Consider the following 22,361-nt stretch of genomic DNA (forward strand, 5'->3'; position numbering starts at 1 on the left):
ACTCGACTGCATTCACTTTCTAAAGCATCAACAACGGAACTAAAAAAAGGTAGTTCACCCGCAGGTGCACACTACCAGATATTTTAAAAACTGCAAAAAAGATGTCAAAAATCAAGTTTTTAAAATTTTTTTAAGTATTATCCGCAATTAAATTGTATAAAGTTTATGATTTGCCCATAAATACTTTTTAAATTAAGCAAAAACCTGAGTATTTATAGAAAAGGAGACCCAATATAATGAAATTTCGAAAAAAATTATTTATAGCTACAGGTTCGGTAGTAGCGGTTACAACTTCATCAAAAACAGACTTATTATTGAAGTCCAATATGGTCAGTCAAGAAACAATTAACAATTTATTGTCTCCATCAAAAAAACGATTATTAAATTATGTTTAAAAAAATATTAAAAATAGGAATACCAACTATTTTATCCATATCTGTATCATCTATTGCAATTTCATGCAGTGGTAATGATAAACTAGATCAAGAAGATCAATTTAAAACAGACTTTGAAAACAGTGTAAACAAGTACAACTATACTTTTACTAGATATGATCTTGAAGTTAGAAAGATCATTGCTTCTGATAGTAATAGTGATCTTGAGCTTGCTTTTAAAAAATCTGTCATAAGTTCATATGATACAGCATATACTAACCTAAATAATTTTCTTAAGAAATATGAATCTAAAATTGTTCTCCCTGATACATACGTTGAAAAGGTTAAGAAAATGCATTCGATGATAAAAGAATTACCTTTAGATTCTAATAAAGATGCAACAATTGCTTACTTTGAGAAACTTTCACCTCTGGATGATGAAATTGTTAATCTATCCAAAAAAATTACATTTAAATAATTTGAAAAGGTTATTTTAAAAAAATATTTTTTATGCTAATTACAAATCTAAATGTAGTTAGTATTTTTTAATTGAAAATTAAAATTTATAAAATTATACTACTAGTTATTAAAAGATGAAACCTAATTATTCAAAATATTATTTAATAAGATATGATTGTTATAAATATAGCAAGGACTAATTTATGCAGAATTTTCCCATGATTTACATTTTACTATTGCTAACCACTATTCCTTTAATTTTAGTGGTGGCTCTTGTTTTATATTCCTTTTCTAAGAAGAGAAAATTTCTTAAAAAAGCGACTTACTTTTTGAAAAGTAATAACTTAATCACTAGAAATTTTAACTTCGAAGATTTTGCTAAAATAACTAAGAAAAGTAAATTATTAGCATCATCATTTTTTATTATTTATTCATCTATTTGTTTTATTTTAGATGTTGTTTCAATTTCTTTAGCTATCCCTAAAACTAGACATTATTTAATTAGTGATGAAATATTTGTAATGTTTCTAGCAGGAATTTCATTAATCTTAATTTTGTCAACTTCTATTAGTATTTGAAATATGAATAGAAAAATTAATAAGTATTTAAGAGTAAATCTTGTTTCTAAAAATAGTAAGATTATTTATCCTATTATTAAAAAATTAGAAGATATAAATAAGGAAGAATTTTTAAGAAAAAACATAGCTAGTTTTTTTCAAGTTTATAGTAGAGGATATTGACTTAATTTTGGAATACATATAAAAAACTATCACAATTATATAAATAAAAATTGATCTAATGATGAAGCGAAAAGATTAGAACTCGTCAACTTTTTATTCCTTGCAATTATTATGAATAATAATAGTTATAACAGTCCAACAAGCATGTATTATGATGAATTTCATGAATACATTTTTATGCTAGTTTATTTCAAAATTAGATTGGATTCAGCTAAACCATCTTCATCAGGAAGTAGTGGTCTTTCGCTTTCGGCAGTTAGTGGTCTAGATTTATTGTCATCTGCAGCAGATTTTTTTCTTTAATTTATTTTATTTAATTAAGTAGTTAATTAAATAAAAACTATAATTTATATATTAGCTACTAGGAGTTTTATATTATGTTCTCTAACAGTCCAAACGGCATGATAATGATTGCAGCATTAATTATTTCATTATTTTCAGTTGTTGTAATTTGAGTTATTATTAGAAGATGAAGATGAATTAAAAAAGCATTAGTATTTTTAAATAAAAATAATTTATTAACTAGCAATTTTAGTATCAAAGAATTTAAAAAAATAACTAAAAGAGGACACATATTTTCAACTGTATTTTATTTTTCTTTTCTAATATTTATAATTGGGATTTCAGCAATTTCAATTGTTGTTACTAAAGTAAATCCTGAATATGTTTTAACAAATGATGATGTAGTTTTTATAGGAATTTTAGCAGTGTTAATTGCTATTCAATTAAGCGTTTTCATTTTTTTAATAGTGATGACAATATTAATCAAAAGTACCGTAAAAAAAGGCTTTTTAGACACTAATACAAAACATCTTGAACCTAAATTAAGTTATTATTTGTCAGATAATAAACATGAATATGATGAAGATAATATGGCACAATTTTTCAATGTTTGAAGATATGATTATTGAACAAATTTAGGATTCCATATAGAATCATATAATGACTATTTACAAATGAATTGATCAGAAGATCAAACAAAACAAATTGAAATTGCTAACACTTTATTTTTAGCAATTATGTTTAATATTAGTAATATTAAAAGTTCACCTAATTTAGATTATGATGGATTGTATAGACTTGTGTTCACAATAGTCCATTACCGAAGAATTTTCATTTCTAGAGTAATATAAAAAAATAATTTTATGAACTTTAGGAAATTACTGAACCATTTTTTAAGTCCTTAAATTTTGATCAAAAAATTACTTCATTTTATTTTTTCTTTTGAATTAAAATTTTAAAATCTCGATAATAAAATGATGTTACAATGCTTTTTGAATAAATCATTAGATATAACTATAGTAATTTTTTGTTTTATATTTTAATGATTGTCATTTATATTTATGGTTTGAAACTATCGTTTTTTTGCAGATGATGGTAATCCTGTGTCATTATTAATGATCCCTATTATTGCTTATATAGTGATAGTTTTTATTGTTTCTTTTACAGGAAAAATTTTATTAAACAAATCTATTTACCTTCTAAAAATAAACGGATTATTCAAAAGTAATTTCGACTTTTCCGGTTTTCATTCTTTAACAAGGAAGACACGTTTATTTTTAAATTTATTAATCTTATGTTTGCTAATTCTAAATATTATTTTGATTATATATTTTTATATGATAGCAATACTTATGTTAAATGATTGAATAAAAGATAAAGAAGAAACGATTTCAACTGTTTCTTTTTCTAGTATAATTATTTTGCTTTCACTAATTTTTATATTAATGATGTGAATTATAAACAGAAAATATTTGAAGACCAATTTAGTAGTTAAAAATGATTTAGAAAATAAAGTTAAAATCGAAACTTATTTATTTAAAAATCAACAAGATTTTCTTTCCACAAATATAAGTGATTATTTTAATAATTCAGCTATTAGTTATCCATTGAATAGAAGATATTTAAAAAAATATAATGATTACTTGAAAAATAATTTTTCAAATGATATTGAAGAACAATTTAAGATTGCAAACATCTTGTTTCTAGCCATTTTCTCCAATATTATATTTTTGAAATGAAAATAAAAAATTGATTATCATGGATTATATAAATATATTTTTACTGCAGTTCATTACAAACAAACTGTTTATTAAAAAATTCATTTATCTCTACATTATAAAAGTTGATTCAATTTTAGAACAGCCATAAATTAAAGAAGGTTTGGGGTTATTGAAAAAATATTTTTTTCCTTAATTTTTAGAATCTAAAAGATTATAATTTTTATAATTAATTAGTATAGATAAGGAAAATGGATTTAATGAGAAAGACAAAAGTAATTAAAAAAATTATTTTAGTTTCATTTCCTTTATCAGTGGCATCAATTGCAGTTGCATGTAGTAACCCATCAGTTGATAGACAAATTGATAAATGGTCAGAAGAACTTGCATATCAAAATGAGTGAACTACAACAATGAGTGGTTATGTTGGTTCTATTTCTGAAAATTACAACATTTCTATTGCTGAATTGAATTCAGGTGTAACAGAAAAAGGTGTTGATGATTCATTGAGGAGCCAAATTCAAACTGTTTATAATTTAACTCTTAAAAAAGTTAATGAATTGTTAAAGAAATATCAAGGCAAAATTAATATACCTAACGGTCTTGAAAATAAGATTTCTGAATTAACAAAAATGATCAATGAGATTCCCTTATCTAATTCATACGATGAAGCAAGAACATATTTTGACAAAGTTTATGTAGTGCTTCAAGAATTTAGAACACTAGCTCAGCAAATGCACTACTTATAAGCAAATTTACAAAAAACTACTTTCTCTTAATTTGAAAGTAGTTTTTCAATTTTTTTCAAATTATTCAGTTTTAAAAGTTTAAAATTAAATTATATAAATTTAAATTAAAAGACTTTTTTAAAAGTCGAAGGGAAATTATGGCTAAAGTATTAGTAATCAAAACATCAATGATTGAAGAGCCTAAATCAGTAAGTAGCACTTTAAATGATGTTTTTGTTGAAGAATATAAAAAACATGCACCAGATGATGAATTCATCTACATGGATTTAAACACAATTGGGATTGCAACTAAAAGTTTGACAAGAGATAATCTATTTAACGGATTTTTCAATCCTGAAGATTCAGATAAATACATTGACCAATTAAAATCAGTTAATAAGGTAATTATGAGTGTACCGATGACTAACTTTAATGTTAACGCTGTAACTAAAAACTATCTTGATCATATTAATGTTGCAAACAAAACCTTTTCATATAAATATGCTAAAAAAGGTGACGCAGTTGGTTTACTAGATCATCTTGATGTGCAGATTTTAACAACTCAGGGAGCACCTTTTGGCTGATACCCTTGAGGTAATCATACTGAATATTTAAGAGGTCAATTTGGCTTTTTTGGAGCAAATACTCCTGAAGGTATTTTAGTAGCAGGAACTAAATTAGCAGAAAATGCAAGTAAAACTCCACGTGAAATGGTTAATGAATATCATAGTAAAATTGCAAAAGCTGCAAAAGTATTTGCAAAAATTCCAGTACGTAGATCTAAGTTTGCTGAATAAAAACTAAAGATTAAAATGCTAAATAAGAGCCCTAAAAAGCTCTTATTTTTAAATTAATAAAATTTAAAAATTGTGGTATTATGAAAAAGCAATACATCAAGACCGAAACTGCTTTTAGCTTAATTTGTTTCCGAGTGTATGTCTTGCAAATATCTATCTAATTGAGGAGGTGAAAATGCACGCTGAATCAAAAAATCGTTTAGAGAAAAAAGCAATCGTTAATGAAATCAAAAATAAGTTTAATACTATTGAAGGTTTCTATATCGCTGAATACCGTGGTTTATCAGTAGCACAAATGACTGATTTACGTTTTAAAGCACAAGATTTAGGTGTTGATATCAAGGTTTATAAAAACCGCTTGGTAAAACAAGTAACATCTAAATCATACACTGATTTAGATGAGTACCTAGTTGGTCCAAATATCTTTGTCTTTGCTCAAGAAAACGCTATCGCTGGTGCAAAACTATTAAAGTCATTTGCTAAAGATAACCCTGATTTAGTCATCAAAGCAGGAATTTACGAAAATAAAGTAATCGATGCTCAAGGTGTACTAGATGTTGCTGGTCTACCAACTTATGAAGAAGCCTTGACAATCTTGGCAAATTCATTATTAAGCCCTCTAAAACAAGTGGCATTATCATTTAAATTATTAGCAGATGAGAATAAACTTCCTGCTGAATAATCAAATATAAAATTAAACAAATCATTTTTGAAAGGATTAAAAATGGCAAAATTAACAAAAGAATCATTTATTTCTTCATTAAAAGAAATGAACATTAAAGAAGTAATGGAACTAGTTGAAGCAATGAAAGAAGAGTTTGGAATCGACCCTTCTGCTGTTGCTGTAGCAGCTGCTCCTGCTGAAACTGCTGCTGCAGTTAAATCAGAAGTTACAGTTTCAATTACATCTGATGGTGGTAAAAAAGTTGCTGTTATTAAAGCAGTTAAAGAATTACTAGGAATTGGTCTAATGGATGCAAAAACATTAGTTGAAAACCTACCTGCAAAAGTAAAAGAAAACATCAAACCTGAAGAAGCTGAAGAAATTAAAAAGACTTTAGTTGAAGCTGGTGCTGAAGTTAAAGTTGAGTAATTTTTAACTTTTTTAACATTTAAATAATTTAACCTCTTGAAATTGTTCAAGAGGTTTTCTTTGTCTTTTTTTAAAAAAATGTGTTCAAAATAAGCCTATTTTTTATGAAAAAAGCCAAAATGTGGAAAAAAATATGCAAAATTAATGTTTCTGGAAAAACATCTACAAAATAAATAGTTTTTGTGGAGATAATATAACAAGGAGACAAATCTCCTCATAAATTAAAATATTTTTATTTGGAAAGGAAATATGAAATTATGAATAGTCTAAAAAACTTCTTCAGTTCAGGTATTAATAAGTTTAAATCAACTTATAAAAGACTTGGTAAAAAAGCCATGCTTGCTTTATTTATTCTAGCTGCTGTCGATGTTTTTGTTATTGCTGCGCCATATTATATTCGCTTGATTTTCCCTAACGTGCACACCATTTTGCACGTTACCGAAAGCGAATTTGATTCATTTATCGCAGCTGTAGGTTGAGTTACATTAATCACGCAACTGCCAGGTGGTTGACTAACTGATAAGGTTAGTTCTAAAAAGTTAACGGCGCTTGCTTCATTTACAACGGGGCTTTTAACTTTATGATGAGCAACATTGATTTTAACTTCACCAGATCCAGTTGCAGAAACTGCTGGAGGTCAATTAAAATCATCAGATGCAACACTTACTCAATACTATTTAATCTATATAGGTTGAGGGGTTAGTTCAACAATGATTTTCTGAACACCTTTATGAAAATTAGTTTCTCAGCAAGCTAAAAAAGAAGACCAAGGTCTTTCTTATGGGGTTCAAGGAACCTGAAATGGTTTAATTGGAATTGCGATCATTTTTATCGCAGGAATTATCTTCCAAGTGATTGCGCAAAATGTTTTAGCAGTTGATCCTGTAACAGGTAAAAGACCTGAATGAAATCCAGGTTATGCTCTATATGCATATTGAGTTGCAGCTTTTTATTGCTAACTTCGTTTGCAATTTTAAAATGAGTGCCTGAATATACAACAAAAGAAAAATTTGCTTTAAGTTTTAAAAATATGTGACTAGTTTTAAAAAGTGCACGTATTTGATTAGATGCTTTCTTCGTTATGGGAATGTACATGTTCCAATCAGTTTTTGCTTACTATTTACTACAATACATGAAAAATGTTGGAATTTCAGCTGTAGGTACACCTGCAATTGTCTTAGTAGTAATTGGGGGAATTAGGACCTATGTTTTAAGGTTTGTGATTTCAACGCCGACAGGAAGATTAGCTGATAAGGCTAAAAGTTACATTCACACTTTAATTATAGTGCTTGGGGTAGGTTTCATTGTTGCAGCTATTTTCCTAGCACTTCCTGGAACAGGTGATTTTAAAGATCTACCTAGAGATTATCAAATTGCTCTGATACCGATCTTTATAATTCTCTACTTGATAGTTGGAGGTATCTCGTGAATCATGGTAACGCTTAGATATGCAACTATCGGTGAATTACCAGTACCTAAAAAATCATATGCTTCAACTAATGCTTTAATTTCGTTTGTGGCGTTTTCACCAGATGCATGATTCTATACTGCTTCAGCTGCAATTGGAAAAGAATATACAGTTGCAGGTACTTCAAATACATCTCAACAAGGATATAGCATTATCATCTTATTTGCTTTAGGTGTTGCTATTTTTGGTTGAATTTGTGGAGTTGTTTTATTTTTCTGAAACCGTTATGAAATTAAAAAACTGAAAAAAGATTCTTACCGTTGAAGAACATTAGAAAATGTCTAGAGATAAATTATTATTAGCCCATCGAGGCTATTCAGCAGTTGCTCCTGAAAATACAAAACTAGCTTTTGATTTAGCTTATCAATTTGGTTTTGATGGAGTTGAACTTGATGTTCATTTAACTAAAGACCAACAATTAGTAATTATTCATGATGAAACAACAACGAGAACATCTTTAAAAGAATTTACTATTAAAGATGCAACTTTAAAAGAATTAAAAGAACTTGATTTTGGAAAGTTTTGAAAATATGATTTACCAAAACAAACTATTTTAACCCTTGAAGAATTTTTAGATTTATACATCGATAAATTCAAAATCATCAATATTGAAATTAAAACTGATGAATATCATTATCCAGGAATTGAATTAAGGATGGCATATTTATTAAAAAAATATTCGCAAGAACAAATTGATAAATTAATTTTTAGTTCATTCAATTTTAAATCATTAGAATTAATTTACAGTTTTAATGACAAGTTAACACTAGCGTTTTTATGATGGAAAGCAAAGCAATTTAAAGACATAAAACCAAGTCAATTTTCAATCATAAAATATTTTAATCCATGAATTGATATTTATAAAAAACATCAAACATATTATGATAGTTTTAAAAAGAAATATTTATTCTGAACAATTAAAAGTGAAAAAAATCATGATGACTTTAAAGCAAATAAAAAGACCTTTGCTTTAATCTCAAATTACTTATTCTAAGAAGATGCCAAACGGCATCTTTTTTAGATATTTGATCTAAATTAAAATTAAGCAATATAATTAAAATATGATTTCAAGTAAGAGCAATGAACAATATAAAATTTTAAAATCTTTAACAACTAAAAAAGGTAGATTGCAGCATAATGCATTTTTAATTGAAGGATCAAAAATAATTGAAGAAGCAAAAAAATTAAATGTCAAATTGACTACATATTGCCCAAAAGGATGTGATGTAGATTTAGCTAATTTTTTAATTAATTCAATTTCTGATTTAGAATCAAAACCTGACATGATTGCTAAAGTAGAAATTAAAAAAGTTAATTTAGATTTTAAAAATAGTAAACGCATTTTATATTTAGATAATGTAAATGATCCTGGAAATGTAGGTACTTTAATTAGAAGTGCATTAGCTTTCAATTTTGATACAGTTGTATTTTCTAATTTAGATATTTATAATCAAAAGATTACTAGATCATCGAGAAATGCGACGTTTTCGGTTAATTTAATAGATGAAAAAGATTACAAAAATATCTTTACTATTTTTAAAAAATATGGGTTTAAAATTTATGGTGCATTATTAAGTGAAGATGCAAAAGAAATTAATGAAATAAATTTTGATGAAAAATTAGTTGTTGTTTTAGGTAATGAAGGACACGGAATAAGCGAACAAGTTTTAAAAATTTTAGATGAAAAAATTTATATAAAAATAAATCAAAAACTCGAATCATTAAATGTTGCTATTGCAGGTGCAATTATCATGAATAAAATAAATAGTTAGTTTTTATATAAATTTTATTTTGAATATTTTCCTTTTAATAGATGACATATTTTTATAGATTTAAGAAGATTTAAATAATGGTTTTTTATGCTTGAAATTATTTTTTATAAAATTTATTTAATGACCAAAATTAATTTGAATTTTTATTTTTATGTTTCATAACAAATTAATATGCTAATCATTTTTAATACACTTTATATTAAGTAAATTTAAAAGATTTTATTATTAATAAAGTTTTATTTTTAAAGTTTTTAATTCATCTTGCTAAACCTTTTAATTTATTAATTATTGATTTAATAAAATAAAATTTTTGTTTAATGGATAAGAAAATTTATTTAAAAAAACTGTAAATTTTAATTACTTAAGAACATAGATTGAATTCAGAAAATAAATTCTGCATAATTAAAAATCTAATGTCTTAAAAAAGAGTAAAAATTTTTTTGAAAACTATTAAGTAACAATTACTTTGTTAATAGGAATACATATAAAAAAATATTTCATCAGTTATTTTGAAATTATTTAAAAAATAAATATTGAAAAAATGAATAATAACAATTAAAACTTAAATTATTGGAATGAGTAAATAATTTTGAAAAATCAGAATAACGTAAATAAATAAAATTTGTGTGTTTTAGGAGAAAGCAAAAATGAATTTTAAAAATAAAATATTACACAGCGAAACAATTGAAATGATGAAAAAGTTGCCAGACAAATCTTTTGATTTTTGTTTTGCAGATCCACCTTATTTTATGCAAATTGCTGATGGCAAAAAACTTTATAGAGTTGAAGGAAGTGAATTTAGTGGTGTTGATGATGATTGAGATAAGTTTGAATCAATGGAAAAATACAAAGTATTTACTAAAAGTTGGTTAACTGAAGTTCACAGATTATTAAAAACTAATGGGACTATTTGCGTAATCTCGGGTATGCAATCTATTTTTGAAATAGGTTCAATTTTAAGAGACCTGGGCTTTTGAGTAATAAATGACATCATTTGAAAAAAATCAAATCCTACTCCTAATTTTTCTGGTTCACGTTTAAATAATAGTCACGAAACAATGATCTGAGCTAGCAAGAGTAAAAAATCTAAATTTACATTCAACTACAAAACAGGTAAAGCATTAAATAACGGTAAACAAATGGGTTCAATTTGACAGTTTCCTATTTGTTCAGGTTCGGAAAGATTAAAGGATGATGAAAATAAAAAACTTCATAATACTCAAAAACCAGAAGCACTATTACATAGAATAATTACTTTGTTTACTAAAAAAGGTGATTTAATTCTCGACCCTTTTGGTGGTACAATGACTACTGCAGCTGTTGCTAAAAAGACAGGTAGAACTTACACAATGATCGAACAAGATGAAAATTACATTAAATATGGTCAAAAGAGACTTGATAATGTAATGGAAGAAATAGGCGATATTGAAAATGCCATTTTCGATAACAAACCTCTAAAAGTTTCAATGGCAGAAATGGTTCAAAATGGATTTTTTATAATAGGAGAAGAGTTTCATCATAAAAATGGAGAAACAGCAATTCTTTCAGATAATAGGGGTTATCTAAAATATAAAGATACCGTAGAATCAATGCATGAAGTTGCTGCGAAAATGGGTAACAACAAACGAAGAGTTAATGCTTTTGATTTCCTTCTAGTCAAAAGAAATGGTAAATTAGTGTCAATTTCAGAAGTAAGAGAAAACTACAGGCAATATGTTAAAACCAGTTCGTTATTTCTTAATTAGGTTTACCTAAACTAATATGAAAGTGGAGTTTTAAAAAATTCCACTTTTGTTTTACTGATCAATCAGCAAAAACATATTTATATTTTGTGTAAAGCTTCCATTTTATGAAAATTTTTCACACTCTAGACTATTTTATAATAGTTAGAGATTTTCTAGGTTAAAATATAACTATATACAATTTTAAAAAGGAAAATATGACCAAGAAAAGAGATTATATAACGTTAACTGAAGTTAACGAAATCGCTAAAAAATTCAAAGATAAAAAGATTTATGTTTTAGATGATACAGATGATAGATTTACTGCTACAATAGAGTTTATGGATAAAAAAATCACTAAACCAAAAGATAATGATGACAGATTTGATAAATTAGAAAAGAAAGTGGATCAAATTTCTGCTGACTTAAATAAATTGTCGAAAACTGTTGACACTTTATCTAGTGATTTCGCTACATTATCAACTACAGTCAATGGTCTTATTCAAACAGTAAGTAATTTGAGCCAAACGGTCGATGGGCTTGTTCAAGCTAATATTGTTTTAACTCAAAATTTAAATCAAATCGCTAATATTGTTGCAAAATTATCTGATACTGTTGTCGAAGGATTCAAACAAGTAAATCAACGCCTTGATGTATTAGAAGCAGATGTATCTGATTTAAAAGTAACCGTAGCAGATCTAGTTGTTCGTATGGAACGTGTTGAAGACATCCTTGAACGAAACAATTTAAGATAATAAACTGAATAATTTTTGAAGAATAAGATTTATATAAATCTTATTTTTTGTTTGTATTTTTGTAGTTTATTTGTCTGCAGCAGCATCAATTACTAGCTAGTAAAAATGAAAAAATGTTTAAAAAATAGTTTAATTTACCTTATTTTTACTATTTTTTAACGCAAATTTTGTCTGTGAAAAGCAGCAGATTTTTAACATATAGTTTGGATAATAATTTATAATTTCATTAACAATTCAATTGTTAATATAAGGGGATTTGCAAACCTTTTTCATCAACTATTTAAGCTATTCTGTGACTAGCAACTACTATCAGGAAATATTTTTTAAAAAAATACAAAAATTTTTTCATTTTTTTGATATAGGGAGCATTAGTTTATAATCTCTAGGATTATCGGCAGAAATAATCAGAATTAAAAAGAATTAGAATAGTTTATATATTTGTGTTTAACAATTTTATTGTTAGATTTTTTAATATTCAAATTTACAAATAAATAAGCGCTTTGAAAGGACTATTAACTAGTTATGCAGAAAAAAGCAAAAATCATTATCGGAGTCGTAGGAGCAACTGTTGCCGTTGGAGCAGCAGTTGGTGGAGGTGTTGGATTAGGACTTAAAAGTCTAAACAACAACACCATTGACATTCTTAATAATGCCAAAAACCTTGAAATTTCTTTACAAAATGAAGACAATTTAAAGGCTCAATATACAGCCATGGACATGGCAACTTTTTGATCAACTAACAAACAGTTATTATCAGTGCAAGACACTAATAATAACTTTTTTGGTGGTGTTTTTTATATGATCACGGAGGTTGCTGAAAAAGAAAATAGCGATGGTAAAGTTTTAGTTGTTACCATTACTAAAGCAAGAGAATTAACAAGTAATACAAAAGTTACTTATACAAAAGAAATTAGTGGCTTTTTATCTCGTGAAGTTGGAACAACTAAGTTGTTTGACTCAATTGAAAGAGCTAATGTAGACCAGTCAGACTTTTATGCTACTTTTAGCATAAAAGCAAGTGCTGCTAATAAAACTGCAAATCAAATTACAACTGATGATGTAGTTGCTAATACAACTAAAACCTGAAAAGATATTGAAATTACAATTGATAGTGTTAGTGCACCAACTGATACTAGTGTTTTAGTAACTTACACAATTAAACGTAACATTGGTAATACTAGTGTTGCAAGAGGTTTAACTTACACAATTGCTAATGTAGTTTCTCGTGATGAAGGAGTTTTAAATGCTTCAGCAGATTTAGTGCCTGAATTAGCAACTGCAGCACGCTTGCAAGCAATGGATTCACGTTTTACTAGTCGCTCAGCTTCAAATGTAGCAACTAGTTTAAAAATTCAAGATGTTAAAACTTCATCATTTACTTTTAAAGACTTAACTAAAAAAGGTGATAGTTTTGTTAATGATTCAGGTGTTGCTTACTCTATTAGCAAAGTAGTTGTACCAACTGATAAAGATAGCCATAGTGTTAGTTTAACAGTTACTAAAAGTTATGGAACTTCTTCAGCAACTTATGATTTAGAAGTTGATACTTTCTATTCACAAAATGAATATGAATTAATTACTACTTTAAACACTAATTTAGCACCATTAATTACTATTAATGAGACCTTAAAAAAAATGGCTGTTGCTCAGCTAACTAACGATAATTTCTTAGAAAATGCAACCTTTAGACAACCAGATAATGCAAATGGTACTGTTTATGCTTTAACAGGTGTTGATTTTGCTGCTTCAGATACACGCCAAGGAATTGCTCAAGTTACTTTATCAGCAACTCGTGGAAGTGCTGTCTTAGCAACTAGCACTCAGTTACAAGGCTTTTTAACTAGTGCTGCTTTTGCTAAAAATGTTTTTGAAGAAATTAAAACTTCAGCTCCTGAAGTAAGATTTAAAAATAATACAAAGCCATTTAAATTTGCAAGTGCAATTAATAATGGTGACCTAGAACCTGCTATTTCTGCCGAATTAAGTGCAAAACTAGGACAAGCAAACGCTGGAAGCGATAGTGAATTAATCAGAGTTTCTTATTTAATTGATAATACACAAGATAATGCAACTGGTAAAATCAGTGCAACTTTAACTATTAGTCTACGTAATGAAAATGGTGGAGTACTTGATACTTACACTAAAAAAACAGAACTAACTGGATATACTAAAAAAGAACTTGATACACAAGTAATTGATTACTTTGTAAGTAAAAAAACAGTGCCTAGTGTAACTAGTGAAGCAGTTAAAAATAAAAAACCTTCAGATGTTAAAACTGATGATTTCAACCCTATTAATACAACTGATACAAACGAAAACCCACGTAACTCAGTAAGTCCAATTACTGGAAAAGTTACAGAAGTTAAGAGTTCAAATGATAAAGCAGGAACTGTTGTTGCTGTTGTAACGATTTCAAATAGCGATAGTTCTGTAAGTAAAACTTATGAAGTAACTGTTTCAGATTTTGCTTCAGATAAACGTAATAATGAACGTGCTTTAGAAATCTTTAATAGTTCAAATCCTAATGCAGTTAAATATAAATCAACTTCAGCAACTGCTAAAATTGATACTTTCCCTACAAATGTTACAGTTAATGATTTAGAACTAGGTACTTTAACAACTTACCAAGCAACTGTGGAAAATCAAACTACACCAATTACTGTAACTAATAAGATTCAATCAATTGGTAACCAAAATGATAATAACGGTAACTTAACAGTTACAGTTTTATCAACTGCAGGGACACAAGGAGAAGATGATTATGCAAGTGAAGTTTTCACTTACATAATTGATGGTTTTAACACTACTCCACGCCAAACTGCTAAAGAAGCAGTTGAAGCTATCAAGCGTGATTTAGAAAGTAATACTGCAACTACTTTCTTTTTTACAAATGCCGATCAAAAAGTAGATACAACTCCTAGTGCAGCTGCTAATGTTGCTTTATATACAGTAGTTAATCGTGATTCATCAGCAGTTATTATTGATACTAATAATAATAGTGATGTTGATTGAAAAGTTGATGAAGCAAATGGAACTTTAAAAGCAACTTTAAAATTGCGTTCAATTGCTACTGATTCAACTACTCAACAACCACTTTATTCAACTACTGTAGAAATTAGTTTAAGTGGCTTTAATACAAGTGCACGTAGTGCTAATTTACAACTAGTTCAGCAATTTGTAGGTAATCAAACTACTTTTGCAGCAGTTAAATCAGATGATGGTTCTTCTGTAGTTAATACTGCTAATCCACCTGTATTTAACGGTGTTGCAAACATTCCTTTTGCAAGCGATTTCAATAAAACCTTAACTCTATCAAGTGCTGTAATTAAAGAGAATTGACAGAAAGTTAAAACAAAATATAAAACAATTGAAACAAATTCTACAGAACATGAAGTTAATTTAGAAGTAACAGGTTGAAGCCCAATTGAAGAAGTAGTAAATGGTGAAACTGTTTCAACTAAAGGTGAAGCAACTGTTTTAGCAACTATTGGTAGTGGAAATAATGCAGCAAGTGCTACATATAAATTCACTATTGGTGGTTTCCCTACAAATGATAAAATTAGAAACCAACAACTAGTTGATCAATATGTTTCATCAGCAACTAGAGCCGTTCCTTTATTAGTAAATAGTGCTTTAAAATCAACTACAACTGCATCTAAATTAACTAACACAGATTACAGTGTTAATCTACGTAGTGCAACTTTATTAGGTTCAATTGATAAAGTTGAAAAAGAAAAAGATGGCGATGGTCGCCGTGCTGTAATTACTGTTAAAGTAACTGCAGGTTCAGGTGCTAGTGAAGCGTTTAACACTTATAACTATACTGATACAGGTTTCTTAAGTGAAAACCAATTTAAAATTTATGAAGCTTCTAGTTCTTTAGAAAGTCAAATTGAACAAGCAGCCAGAGCAAATCGTTTAAATGCAATTGCTAATTTAATCCATGCTCGAGCTGGTAGTCAAAATAAAACAGCTGATAATGTAGTTACTAATGATATTGTGATTGCTACAGAAAACGGTGTTACTTTTACAGTTATTATTGATGAACGTAATTCAGAAACAGGTGAAGTAACTATTCGTTTAGTTGGTGAATCAGAAGGTGAATCACTAGCAAGTACTAAACCTTTAAAAGTAAGTTTATTTGCAAGTAGTAAAGATGCTCAAGTTAGAAACGCAACTAAATATGGTGTTGACTTTAAGCAAAATGTTAATAAAAATATTTCTGCAAATGAAGCAACTGTTGATATGTTTGAAATGGTAGCAGTTTCTAGTGAAGATGAAGCTAAATTTATTTATACAATCACTGCTGTTACTCAAGTAGGAACAGGAGTAACAGCCACTGAAGGTTCTGTAGGTTTATTTACTATTAAAGTAGCCTTAAAATCAGATCCATCTGTTTCACATAATTATACAACTAGATATACTAACTTTATTCCTACTATTAAAGCAGCAAATGCTAAGATCGTGCTTGATTATATTGCTTCAAGTTCAAAAGTAACTCCTGAAGTTGCTGCAGGAATCAAAGCAGCTAAATCTCCTTCACAGTTATTATCTAGCGATGTAACTATTGGAGCCCATCCTTCTAACTTATCAGTTACAGTTGATCGTATTGATGTAGTACCAACTGCTGATGATAGTGCTAATATTGTTTTAAAAGTAAGTGCAGGAAGTGGCGATGCTGCTTATTCAGCAACTTATGACACTATCTTAAGTGGTTTTGCAGCGCCTTCAAAAGCTGCAAATGAAATTACTTTAGAGCGCTACATTGCTAATAGTAACCGTGATGAAGTGACCTTAAATGATGATGTAGATAAAAACAAAGTATCAGTTAACCGTTTGGTTAATGATGATTTTACATTGCCACTTGTTTCAAGTGTTAACCAAAATATTACTCAAAGAGTAACTAATGTCGCAGTTTCTCCTACTAATCAAACAACTGCAATTGTGACTGTTACTTTAACTCTAGGTAGTGGTGAACGCCAAGCAACCAAAACCTATACTAAAGACTTTACAGGCTTTATTACAACTGCTAAAGGACAAGCCTTTAAAGTAATTGAAGGATACTTTGCAGAAAATAATAATGATACTGCTAAATACTTACAACCACAAGTCTTAGGACAAGATAAAAAAGTTGTGAAATCAAATGAGATCTCACAATCACTTGCTTTAGCATCACCTATTAGTGATCATTGAACTATCAATAGTTCAATCGCAGGTTCACATACTTTTGCAGATGGTTCTACAGCAGATTTTTCAACTTTAAAATTTGCAGTTACTAAAGTAGAAGCTGCTCGGGATGAATTAAATGCAGTTGATGTTACAGTGACTGTAACTAGTGATCAAGGTGGAACTGATGGTTCTGCTAGTGATACTTATGTGATTCGTTTTAGTAATTTATTAAGTGATTCACAATACCGTAACTATCAAAAAGCAAAACAATATGCAGATAGCAGTGCTAAAAGTATTCCACAACTTTTATCTACTGTATCTAAAAGTTCAAATGCTGTAGTTGAATTAACTACTGCAAGTTTCACACTAACTCAACCAACTGACACAGATATTAGTTTAAGAATTACTGAAATTAAACCTGATAGTGCTAATGATACAATCGCAGTAGTAACTGTTGCTGTAACAGTAGGACAAGGACTTGCTCAAGTAAGCCATGTTACTTATGATACAAAAATCGATGGCTTCTTAAAACCTGGTAAAGCCTTAAATGAAAAACTTGTTAAAGCATATGCAGAATCAACTACTAAAAATAGTCCTTTATTAAACCGTAATATTAATAAAGATATTACTTCAGTAGAAACTATTACAACAAGTAACTTCTCAATTGCTCAACCAATTGTAGGGGCAAATCAAACACCAATTACTTTAGCAATCACTAGTGTTGCTAAAGATGAAACAAATAACAAAGTAACTGTAACAGTTACAGTTACTGCAGGTGCTGGTACTGACCAAGCAACAACTACTTATACACATGAAGAAACTGGTTTTGCTTCAAAAGCAAAAGCAAATGCACAAAAAGCAGTTACTGAATATATCGGTAGTTCAAGCCGTGCAGTTGCACAAAAAGGTGACAGTGTTACTGAAGATAAAACTGCTAAAGATGTTACAACTAGCGATTTCAAATTAAATCCTGCATCTCCTGATACAAATTCAAAACTAAAAGTAGAAATTAGTGCAGTTGCTCAATCACCAAATGATGATACAGTTGTGATTGTAACTATTAAAGTTTCTTCAACTGAAGATTCAAACGTAAGTCAAACTTATACACAATCTATTTCTGGTTTTGCTTCAGCAATTAAAAAAGAAAATATTACTAAAGTTAAAGCCTATACAAGTCCTAGCACAGGTAGTGCACAAGCACCTACTGTATTAGGCGAAAAGTCAAGTCTATCTGTATCTAACTTAACATCTCTAGATTTTTCTTTTGCTACTATTCAAGCATCACATCCTGATTTAACTTTCTCAATTGCCGATATTAAAGAGAAAAATGCAGATAAAGGTTCTGCTCAAACTGAAGAAGATCAAAAAATTGCTGTTGTTAGTGTCAATGTATCAACTGGTACAGGGGTAAACTTCTATTCAGAAACTAAAGATTTTGAAATCTCAGGTTTTGCTGACCGTGCTACTGGACAAGCAATTGCTAAAATTCTTTCTTACATTAATAGTGCTAGCCGTGCTAATGTAACTTTAAAAGATCAACAAACTTTATTAACACCACCACGTAGTGTTAAAACTGAGCAACTAACAGTTGCTTCAGCACCTTCATCATTAGGATTAACTGTTTCAATTGATTCAATTGTTTTAAATGAAGCAAATGTTAATGTTGATGATATTAACTCAACTGTTTTATTTGTGAAAGTAAAAGTTGCTGATACAGCAAATGCTAACCTTTCAAGATTCTATTATTCAACTATAAGTGGTTTTACTTCTTATGCAAGAAAACAAGCAACTGATTTTGCTACTGCTTTAATTTGACCTGGAGTTTATAGTTCAACAACTACTAAAGAAAGCAGCACTTTATTAAAAGCTGAAGAATACAAAACTAGAATTCCTTCAGAAATTACTTTAGATCATTTATCTATCGCTCAAGCTAACCCATTACAAACTACAACTGCTTCTTTTGATAGAACTAAATATGAAGCAACCTTTTCACAACTAAATGCCGATAATAGTAATGGTTCTTTAACTGTAACAGTTAGTGTTCATTATAAAGAAGGTGATAAAATCGGAGATTTTATTGCAACTTATAATGCAACTATTACAGGTTTCCAAACTGCTTCACAGCGTAAAATAGCAAACGCTGTTGCTTATGATTTCTCTATTAGTGAAGAACTTTTAAAATCATATACAGCTAGTGCAACTAATGCTGGTTTCTATGAAATTAGAGGAGCACAAAAAACTGCTAAAGATAATAACGTTAATGATTCAACTTTAGTTTATTCAGTAACTAAAGTTGAAAGCCAAGGTGATGGTTCATCTGTTAAATTAACTATCTCTATTACTACTCCAGAAGACCCTGGAGTAAAAAGAGAGTATAACCAAACTATTACTGGTTTCTTAAATAAAACTAAATACGATAATTTAACTAAGTTAAATGCTTTCAAAGCATCTTCAAATTGACAAGTAGGATTATCTCAAGAAGTACAAGGTGGAGCAGGTAAAACAGATACTGCTTCAGGAGTTGCTAATAAAATTAATGCAGCGTTAACTAATGCAGACACTTTAAAAACTTACTTTACTAATTTAGACCCTAATGTAGCAGGCTTAACTAGAACAGTAACTAAAGTTGAATTTGATTCAGCACTACGTACTGTAACAATTACTTATACAACCTTTTCAGGTACTGAAGGTGATGACCAGATCTCTGAAGTTAATACTATTAAATATGATGGATTTACTTCAGAAGCACAAAATGCTTTAGTAATTGCTCGTGATACTATTTTAGCTGCTAATAAGGATGCTGATGCTACAAAACATTACATCGTAGTAAAAACTGCTAAGAAAGATAAAATTGTTGATCATACAGCAAATACTGACTATACAGAAACATTCTTTACTACTGATGATTTCCAGCTTAGTGATACACTAAAAAGCAAACTTGATGCTGTTAAAACAAGTTCTTCTGAATCTGCATCTACTGAAAAAGTAACTGCGACTGTTAAATCAGTGCAGCCTACTACACGTGATAATCTAGTAAATGGTCAGGCAACTGTAACTATTGAATTAAAATCAACTTCAAGTGCAACCTTAGAATTTAATATGTTAATTGGTGAAGTATCTGGTAAGTTTAAAACCTTCAAAGATCTAATTGATGAATATATTAAGAAATCAGATCGTGTTAAACCAACAACAACTTTAGATAAAGATCAAAAATGAACAACTGTTGCTAAAGTTATTGAAAAACCAAATAATAATGGTTCAAACGATACAACTAATAACATCTATTCAACAGAAACATCTAAAGATTTAGAAAAAGGTTTAAAACTGTCATTGAATAATACAGTTTTAAATAACCTAGATAATTCAAAAATTGACTTTACTTATGGTGTAACTGTTCAACTTAAAACTAAGTTTAATAATAACTCATCTGTAATTACTGTTCAAGGTACTTATAATGAACAACTAAGTGGCTTTAAGAAAAATATTTGACAAGGTCATTCTTATCGCTATCAAGATGCTAGCGATAACTATTATGTTGCTTCTTTAAGTGATATTACTAATAAAGAAGCAGTTACTAAATTAGAAGTAGCAGGTAGTGTAGTTACTATTAATGATGACTTTAAAAATAATACAAGTCTAACTGAATTAACCTTAAATTCAGGGACAACTACAATTAGTGCTAAAGCCTTTGAAAAAGCAAAACTAACTACTTTAACTTTACCTAGTTCAATGGCTTCTATTGGTGAAAGTGCTTTTGCTGCTTCAGTCTTAACTAGTCTAACTAAAATGGAAGATACAGCAATTACTAGCTTAAAAGAAAATGTTTTTGCTGCTGCAAATTCAACTGTTGTAAAACAAATTCATGATTGAAAATACAAAAAAGCAGAAGTTGTTGCTGTTAAGATCAATAACAAAAATAAATCAGATGTCAAAGCATCTGATGTACAAAAAACAGATATTGGTTTTGAAAATTCTGCCGATTTAGCTTCAAAAGATGATATCCACTTTGTTTTAGATACTGATCCTATTAGTTTAACTAATGACTATTTTGGTGGTCTAACACTAAAATACAAAATCTTAATTGCACCACAAGCAACTGCAACTGCTACAGATTCAAATAGTAAGTCAATTACTTTAAAAGTTACTGGCTTTAAAAATGATCTATACTTTAATAATGACACTGCAGAAATCATGAAAAAAGTTACTCATGATTTCGATGCTGCTAATTTAGATCAAGTTGTTGTTAATGATGCTAACTTAGTATCAAGTTTTAATTCATCAAAAGGAAGCAGTCAATATGTGCAAACAGTGGATGCTTTCAAACCTACTTATAAACATAGTGATGATACAACTGATGCACATAAAACTTACCGTTCATGATTAGCATTTGGAGATACAAATGAAACACCTACTATTACCAATGGTAAATCAAGTAAAAATACATCTATGTCAAATAGTGGTGTAGGTGATATGGTTAATGGTTCATCAACTTTTATTGCTTTCAAAATTAATTCAAGCACTCAAATTGCTAATTTACAAGCATTATTCAGTGGTGGGGGAACTTATTTCTATCCACGATATAACTCAGGGGGACTAGCATATTCAGTTGCAGGTTCAGTTGAACAAACTAATGGTTCAGGAACACAGTTTGGTCCACAGGCATTAAGAAATAATGACACCCTATTTCGTTACTTCAGTAGTGAATCAGGTGGAAATCAACAAAAAGTTGATTTCAACTCACAACTAACTATTACTGGGGCAAGTAATCCATCTGGAACTAGTGATAATAGTGGTATTAGATTAAATACTAACCAAATGAATTCTGAGTTATATATCGGTCAAGATGTCATCATGGAACTATATGCTCCTGGTACACAAGCACTACAATTAGTCTTCTATGTCAAAATGAAATATGAAGACAATAAATATGCTCGTTACAGTCTAATATCAACCAAAATTGGTATTACTAAGAGCTTATTAGGAATCATCGGGGCAACTGCTGATTCATTACAAGGAAATATTTACCAAATTCTAAACTTCCAAGCAGCTAACTTAACTCGTGATGAGCGCTGAAAAGTACTGCGTGCTTTAGGAATGAAATGAATTGGATTAACTAATCCTGCAACTGAAGGTGAACAACCTGCAACACCTGCAAAAACTACTCAAGAAAACTTATTGAAACCTGAATTAACTAAACCACCTAAATCAACTAATAGTTGAGAGCATACAGGCTTTAATAACTATACTTGAAACCAAACATTCAATGAAGAGAAGAAATAATCGAG

General features: G+C 28.8%; 15 protein-coding genes. All 15 read left to right on the plus strand.

The annotated features are described in order from the left end of the window. Nucleotides 1-387 precede the first annotated feature (387 nt). The 15 genes from CJF60_RS05005 to gli349 all read left to right on the plus strand — a co-directional run bounded on the left by CJF60_RS05005 (nt 388) and on the right by gli349 (nt 22,356). On the plus strand, nt 388-852 hold the full coding sequence (locus CJF60_RS05005; RefSeq protein WP_084232763.1) for a hypothetical protein: 465 nt from the start codon (nt 388-390) through the stop codon (nt 850-852). Nucleotides 853-1,162: 310 nt separating this feature from the next. Next, nucleotides 1,163-1,876: a hypothetical protein gene (locus CJF60_RS05010; RefSeq protein WP_143823583.1), complete on the plus strand. Its 714-nt coding sequence runs from the start codon at nt 1,163-1,165 to the stop codon at nt 1,874-1,876. A 74-nt stretch (nt 1,877-1,950) separates the two neighbouring features. After that, complete coding sequence (locus CJF60_RS05015; RefSeq protein ID WP_095279157.1) at nt 1,951-2,706, plus strand: hypothetical protein; 756 nt, start codon at nt 1,951-1,953, stop codon at nt 2,704-2,706. A 210-nt stretch (nt 2,707-2,916) separates the two neighbouring features. Next, on the plus strand, nt 2,917-3,600 hold the full coding sequence (locus tag CJF60_RS05265) for a hypothetical protein (RefSeq protein WP_180737986.1): 684 nt from the start codon (nt 2,917-2,919) through the stop codon (nt 3,598-3,600). A 233-nt stretch (nt 3,601-3,833) separates the two neighbouring features. After that, nucleotides 3,834-4,322, plus strand: coding sequence for a hypothetical protein (locus CJF60_RS05025; protein WP_143823420.1), 489 nt, complete (start codon nt 3,834-3,836; stop codon nt 4,320-4,322). A gap of 137 nt (nt 4,323-4,459) precedes the next feature. Next, a complete protein-coding gene (locus tag CJF60_RS05030) occupies nt 4,460-5,098 on the plus strand; it encodes an FMN-dependent NADH-azoreductase (RefSeq protein ID WP_084232758.1) in 639 nt (212 codons plus the stop codon). Nucleotides 5,099-5,273: 175 nt separating this feature from the next. Then, nucleotides 5,274-5,780 carry a 50S ribosomal protein L10 gene (rplJ, locus tag CJF60_RS05035; RefSeq protein ID WP_084232757.1) on the plus strand — a complete coding sequence of 169 codons (507 nt, stop codon included), beginning with the start codon at nt 5,274-5,276 and terminating at the stop codon, nt 5,778-5,780. 42 nt (nt 5,781-5,822) lie between these two features. Continuing rightward, nucleotides 5,823-6,191, plus strand: coding sequence for a 50S ribosomal protein L7/L12 (gene rplL, locus CJF60_RS05040; protein ID WP_084232756.1), 369 nt, complete (start codon nt 5,823-5,825; stop codon nt 6,189-6,191). 257 nt (nt 6,192-6,448) lie between these two features. Further along, nucleotides 6,449-7,150 (plus strand): hypothetical protein, encoded by a 702-nt coding sequence (locus CJF60_RS05045; RefSeq protein ID WP_084232755.1) that lies wholly within the window; start codon nt 6,449-6,451, stop codon nt 7,148-7,150. Beyond that, nucleotides 7,144-7,944: a hypothetical protein gene (locus CJF60_RS05050; protein WP_084232754.1), complete on the plus strand. Its 801-nt coding sequence runs from the start codon at nt 7,144-7,146 to the stop codon at nt 7,942-7,944. Before CJF60_RS05045 ends, CJF60_RS05050 begins: the two co-directional genes overlap by 7 nt. After that, nucleotides 7,937-8,653 carry a glycerophosphodiester phosphodiesterase family protein gene (locus tag CJF60_RS05055; protein WP_084232753.1) on the plus strand — a complete coding sequence of 239 codons (717 nt, stop codon included), beginning with the start codon at nt 7,937-7,939 and terminating at the stop codon, nt 8,651-8,653. The genes CJF60_RS05050 and CJF60_RS05055 overlap by 8 nt, the downstream gene beginning before the upstream one ends. 67 nt (nt 8,654-8,720) lie before the next feature. Next, nucleotides 8,721-9,431: a TrmH family RNA methyltransferase gene (locus CJF60_RS05060; RefSeq protein ID WP_084232752.1), complete on the plus strand. Its 711-nt coding sequence runs from the start codon at nt 8,721-8,723 to the stop codon at nt 9,429-9,431. Nucleotides 9,432-10,078: 647 nt separating this feature from the next. After that, nucleotides 10,079-11,176, plus strand: a complete 1,098-nt coding sequence (locus tag CJF60_RS05065) for a DNA-methyltransferase (RefSeq protein ID WP_084232751.1) — start codon at nt 10,079-10,081, stop codon at nt 11,174-11,176. A 194-nt stretch (nt 11,177-11,370) separates the two neighbouring features. After that, nucleotides 11,371-11,907 (plus strand): hypothetical protein, encoded by a 537-nt coding sequence (locus CJF60_RS05070; protein WP_084232750.1) that lies wholly within the window; start codon nt 11,371-11,373, stop codon nt 11,905-11,907. A 522-nt stretch (nt 11,908-12,429) separates the two neighbouring features. Next, nucleotides 12,430-22,356, plus strand: a complete 9,927-nt coding sequence (gene gli349, locus CJF60_RS05075; RefSeq protein WP_084232749.1) for a gliding machinery surface structure protein Gli349 — start codon at nt 12,430-12,432, stop codon at nt 22,354-22,356. The last annotated feature ends 5 nt before the right edge of the window (nt 22,357-22,361 follow it).

The sequence above is a fragment of the Mycoplasmopsis agassizii genome (assembly GCF_002272945.1).
In the GTDB taxonomy this organism is placed as follows: Bacteria; Bacillota_I; Bacilli_A; order Mycoplasmatales; family Metamycoplasmataceae; genus Mycoplasmopsis_B; species Mycoplasmopsis_B agassizii.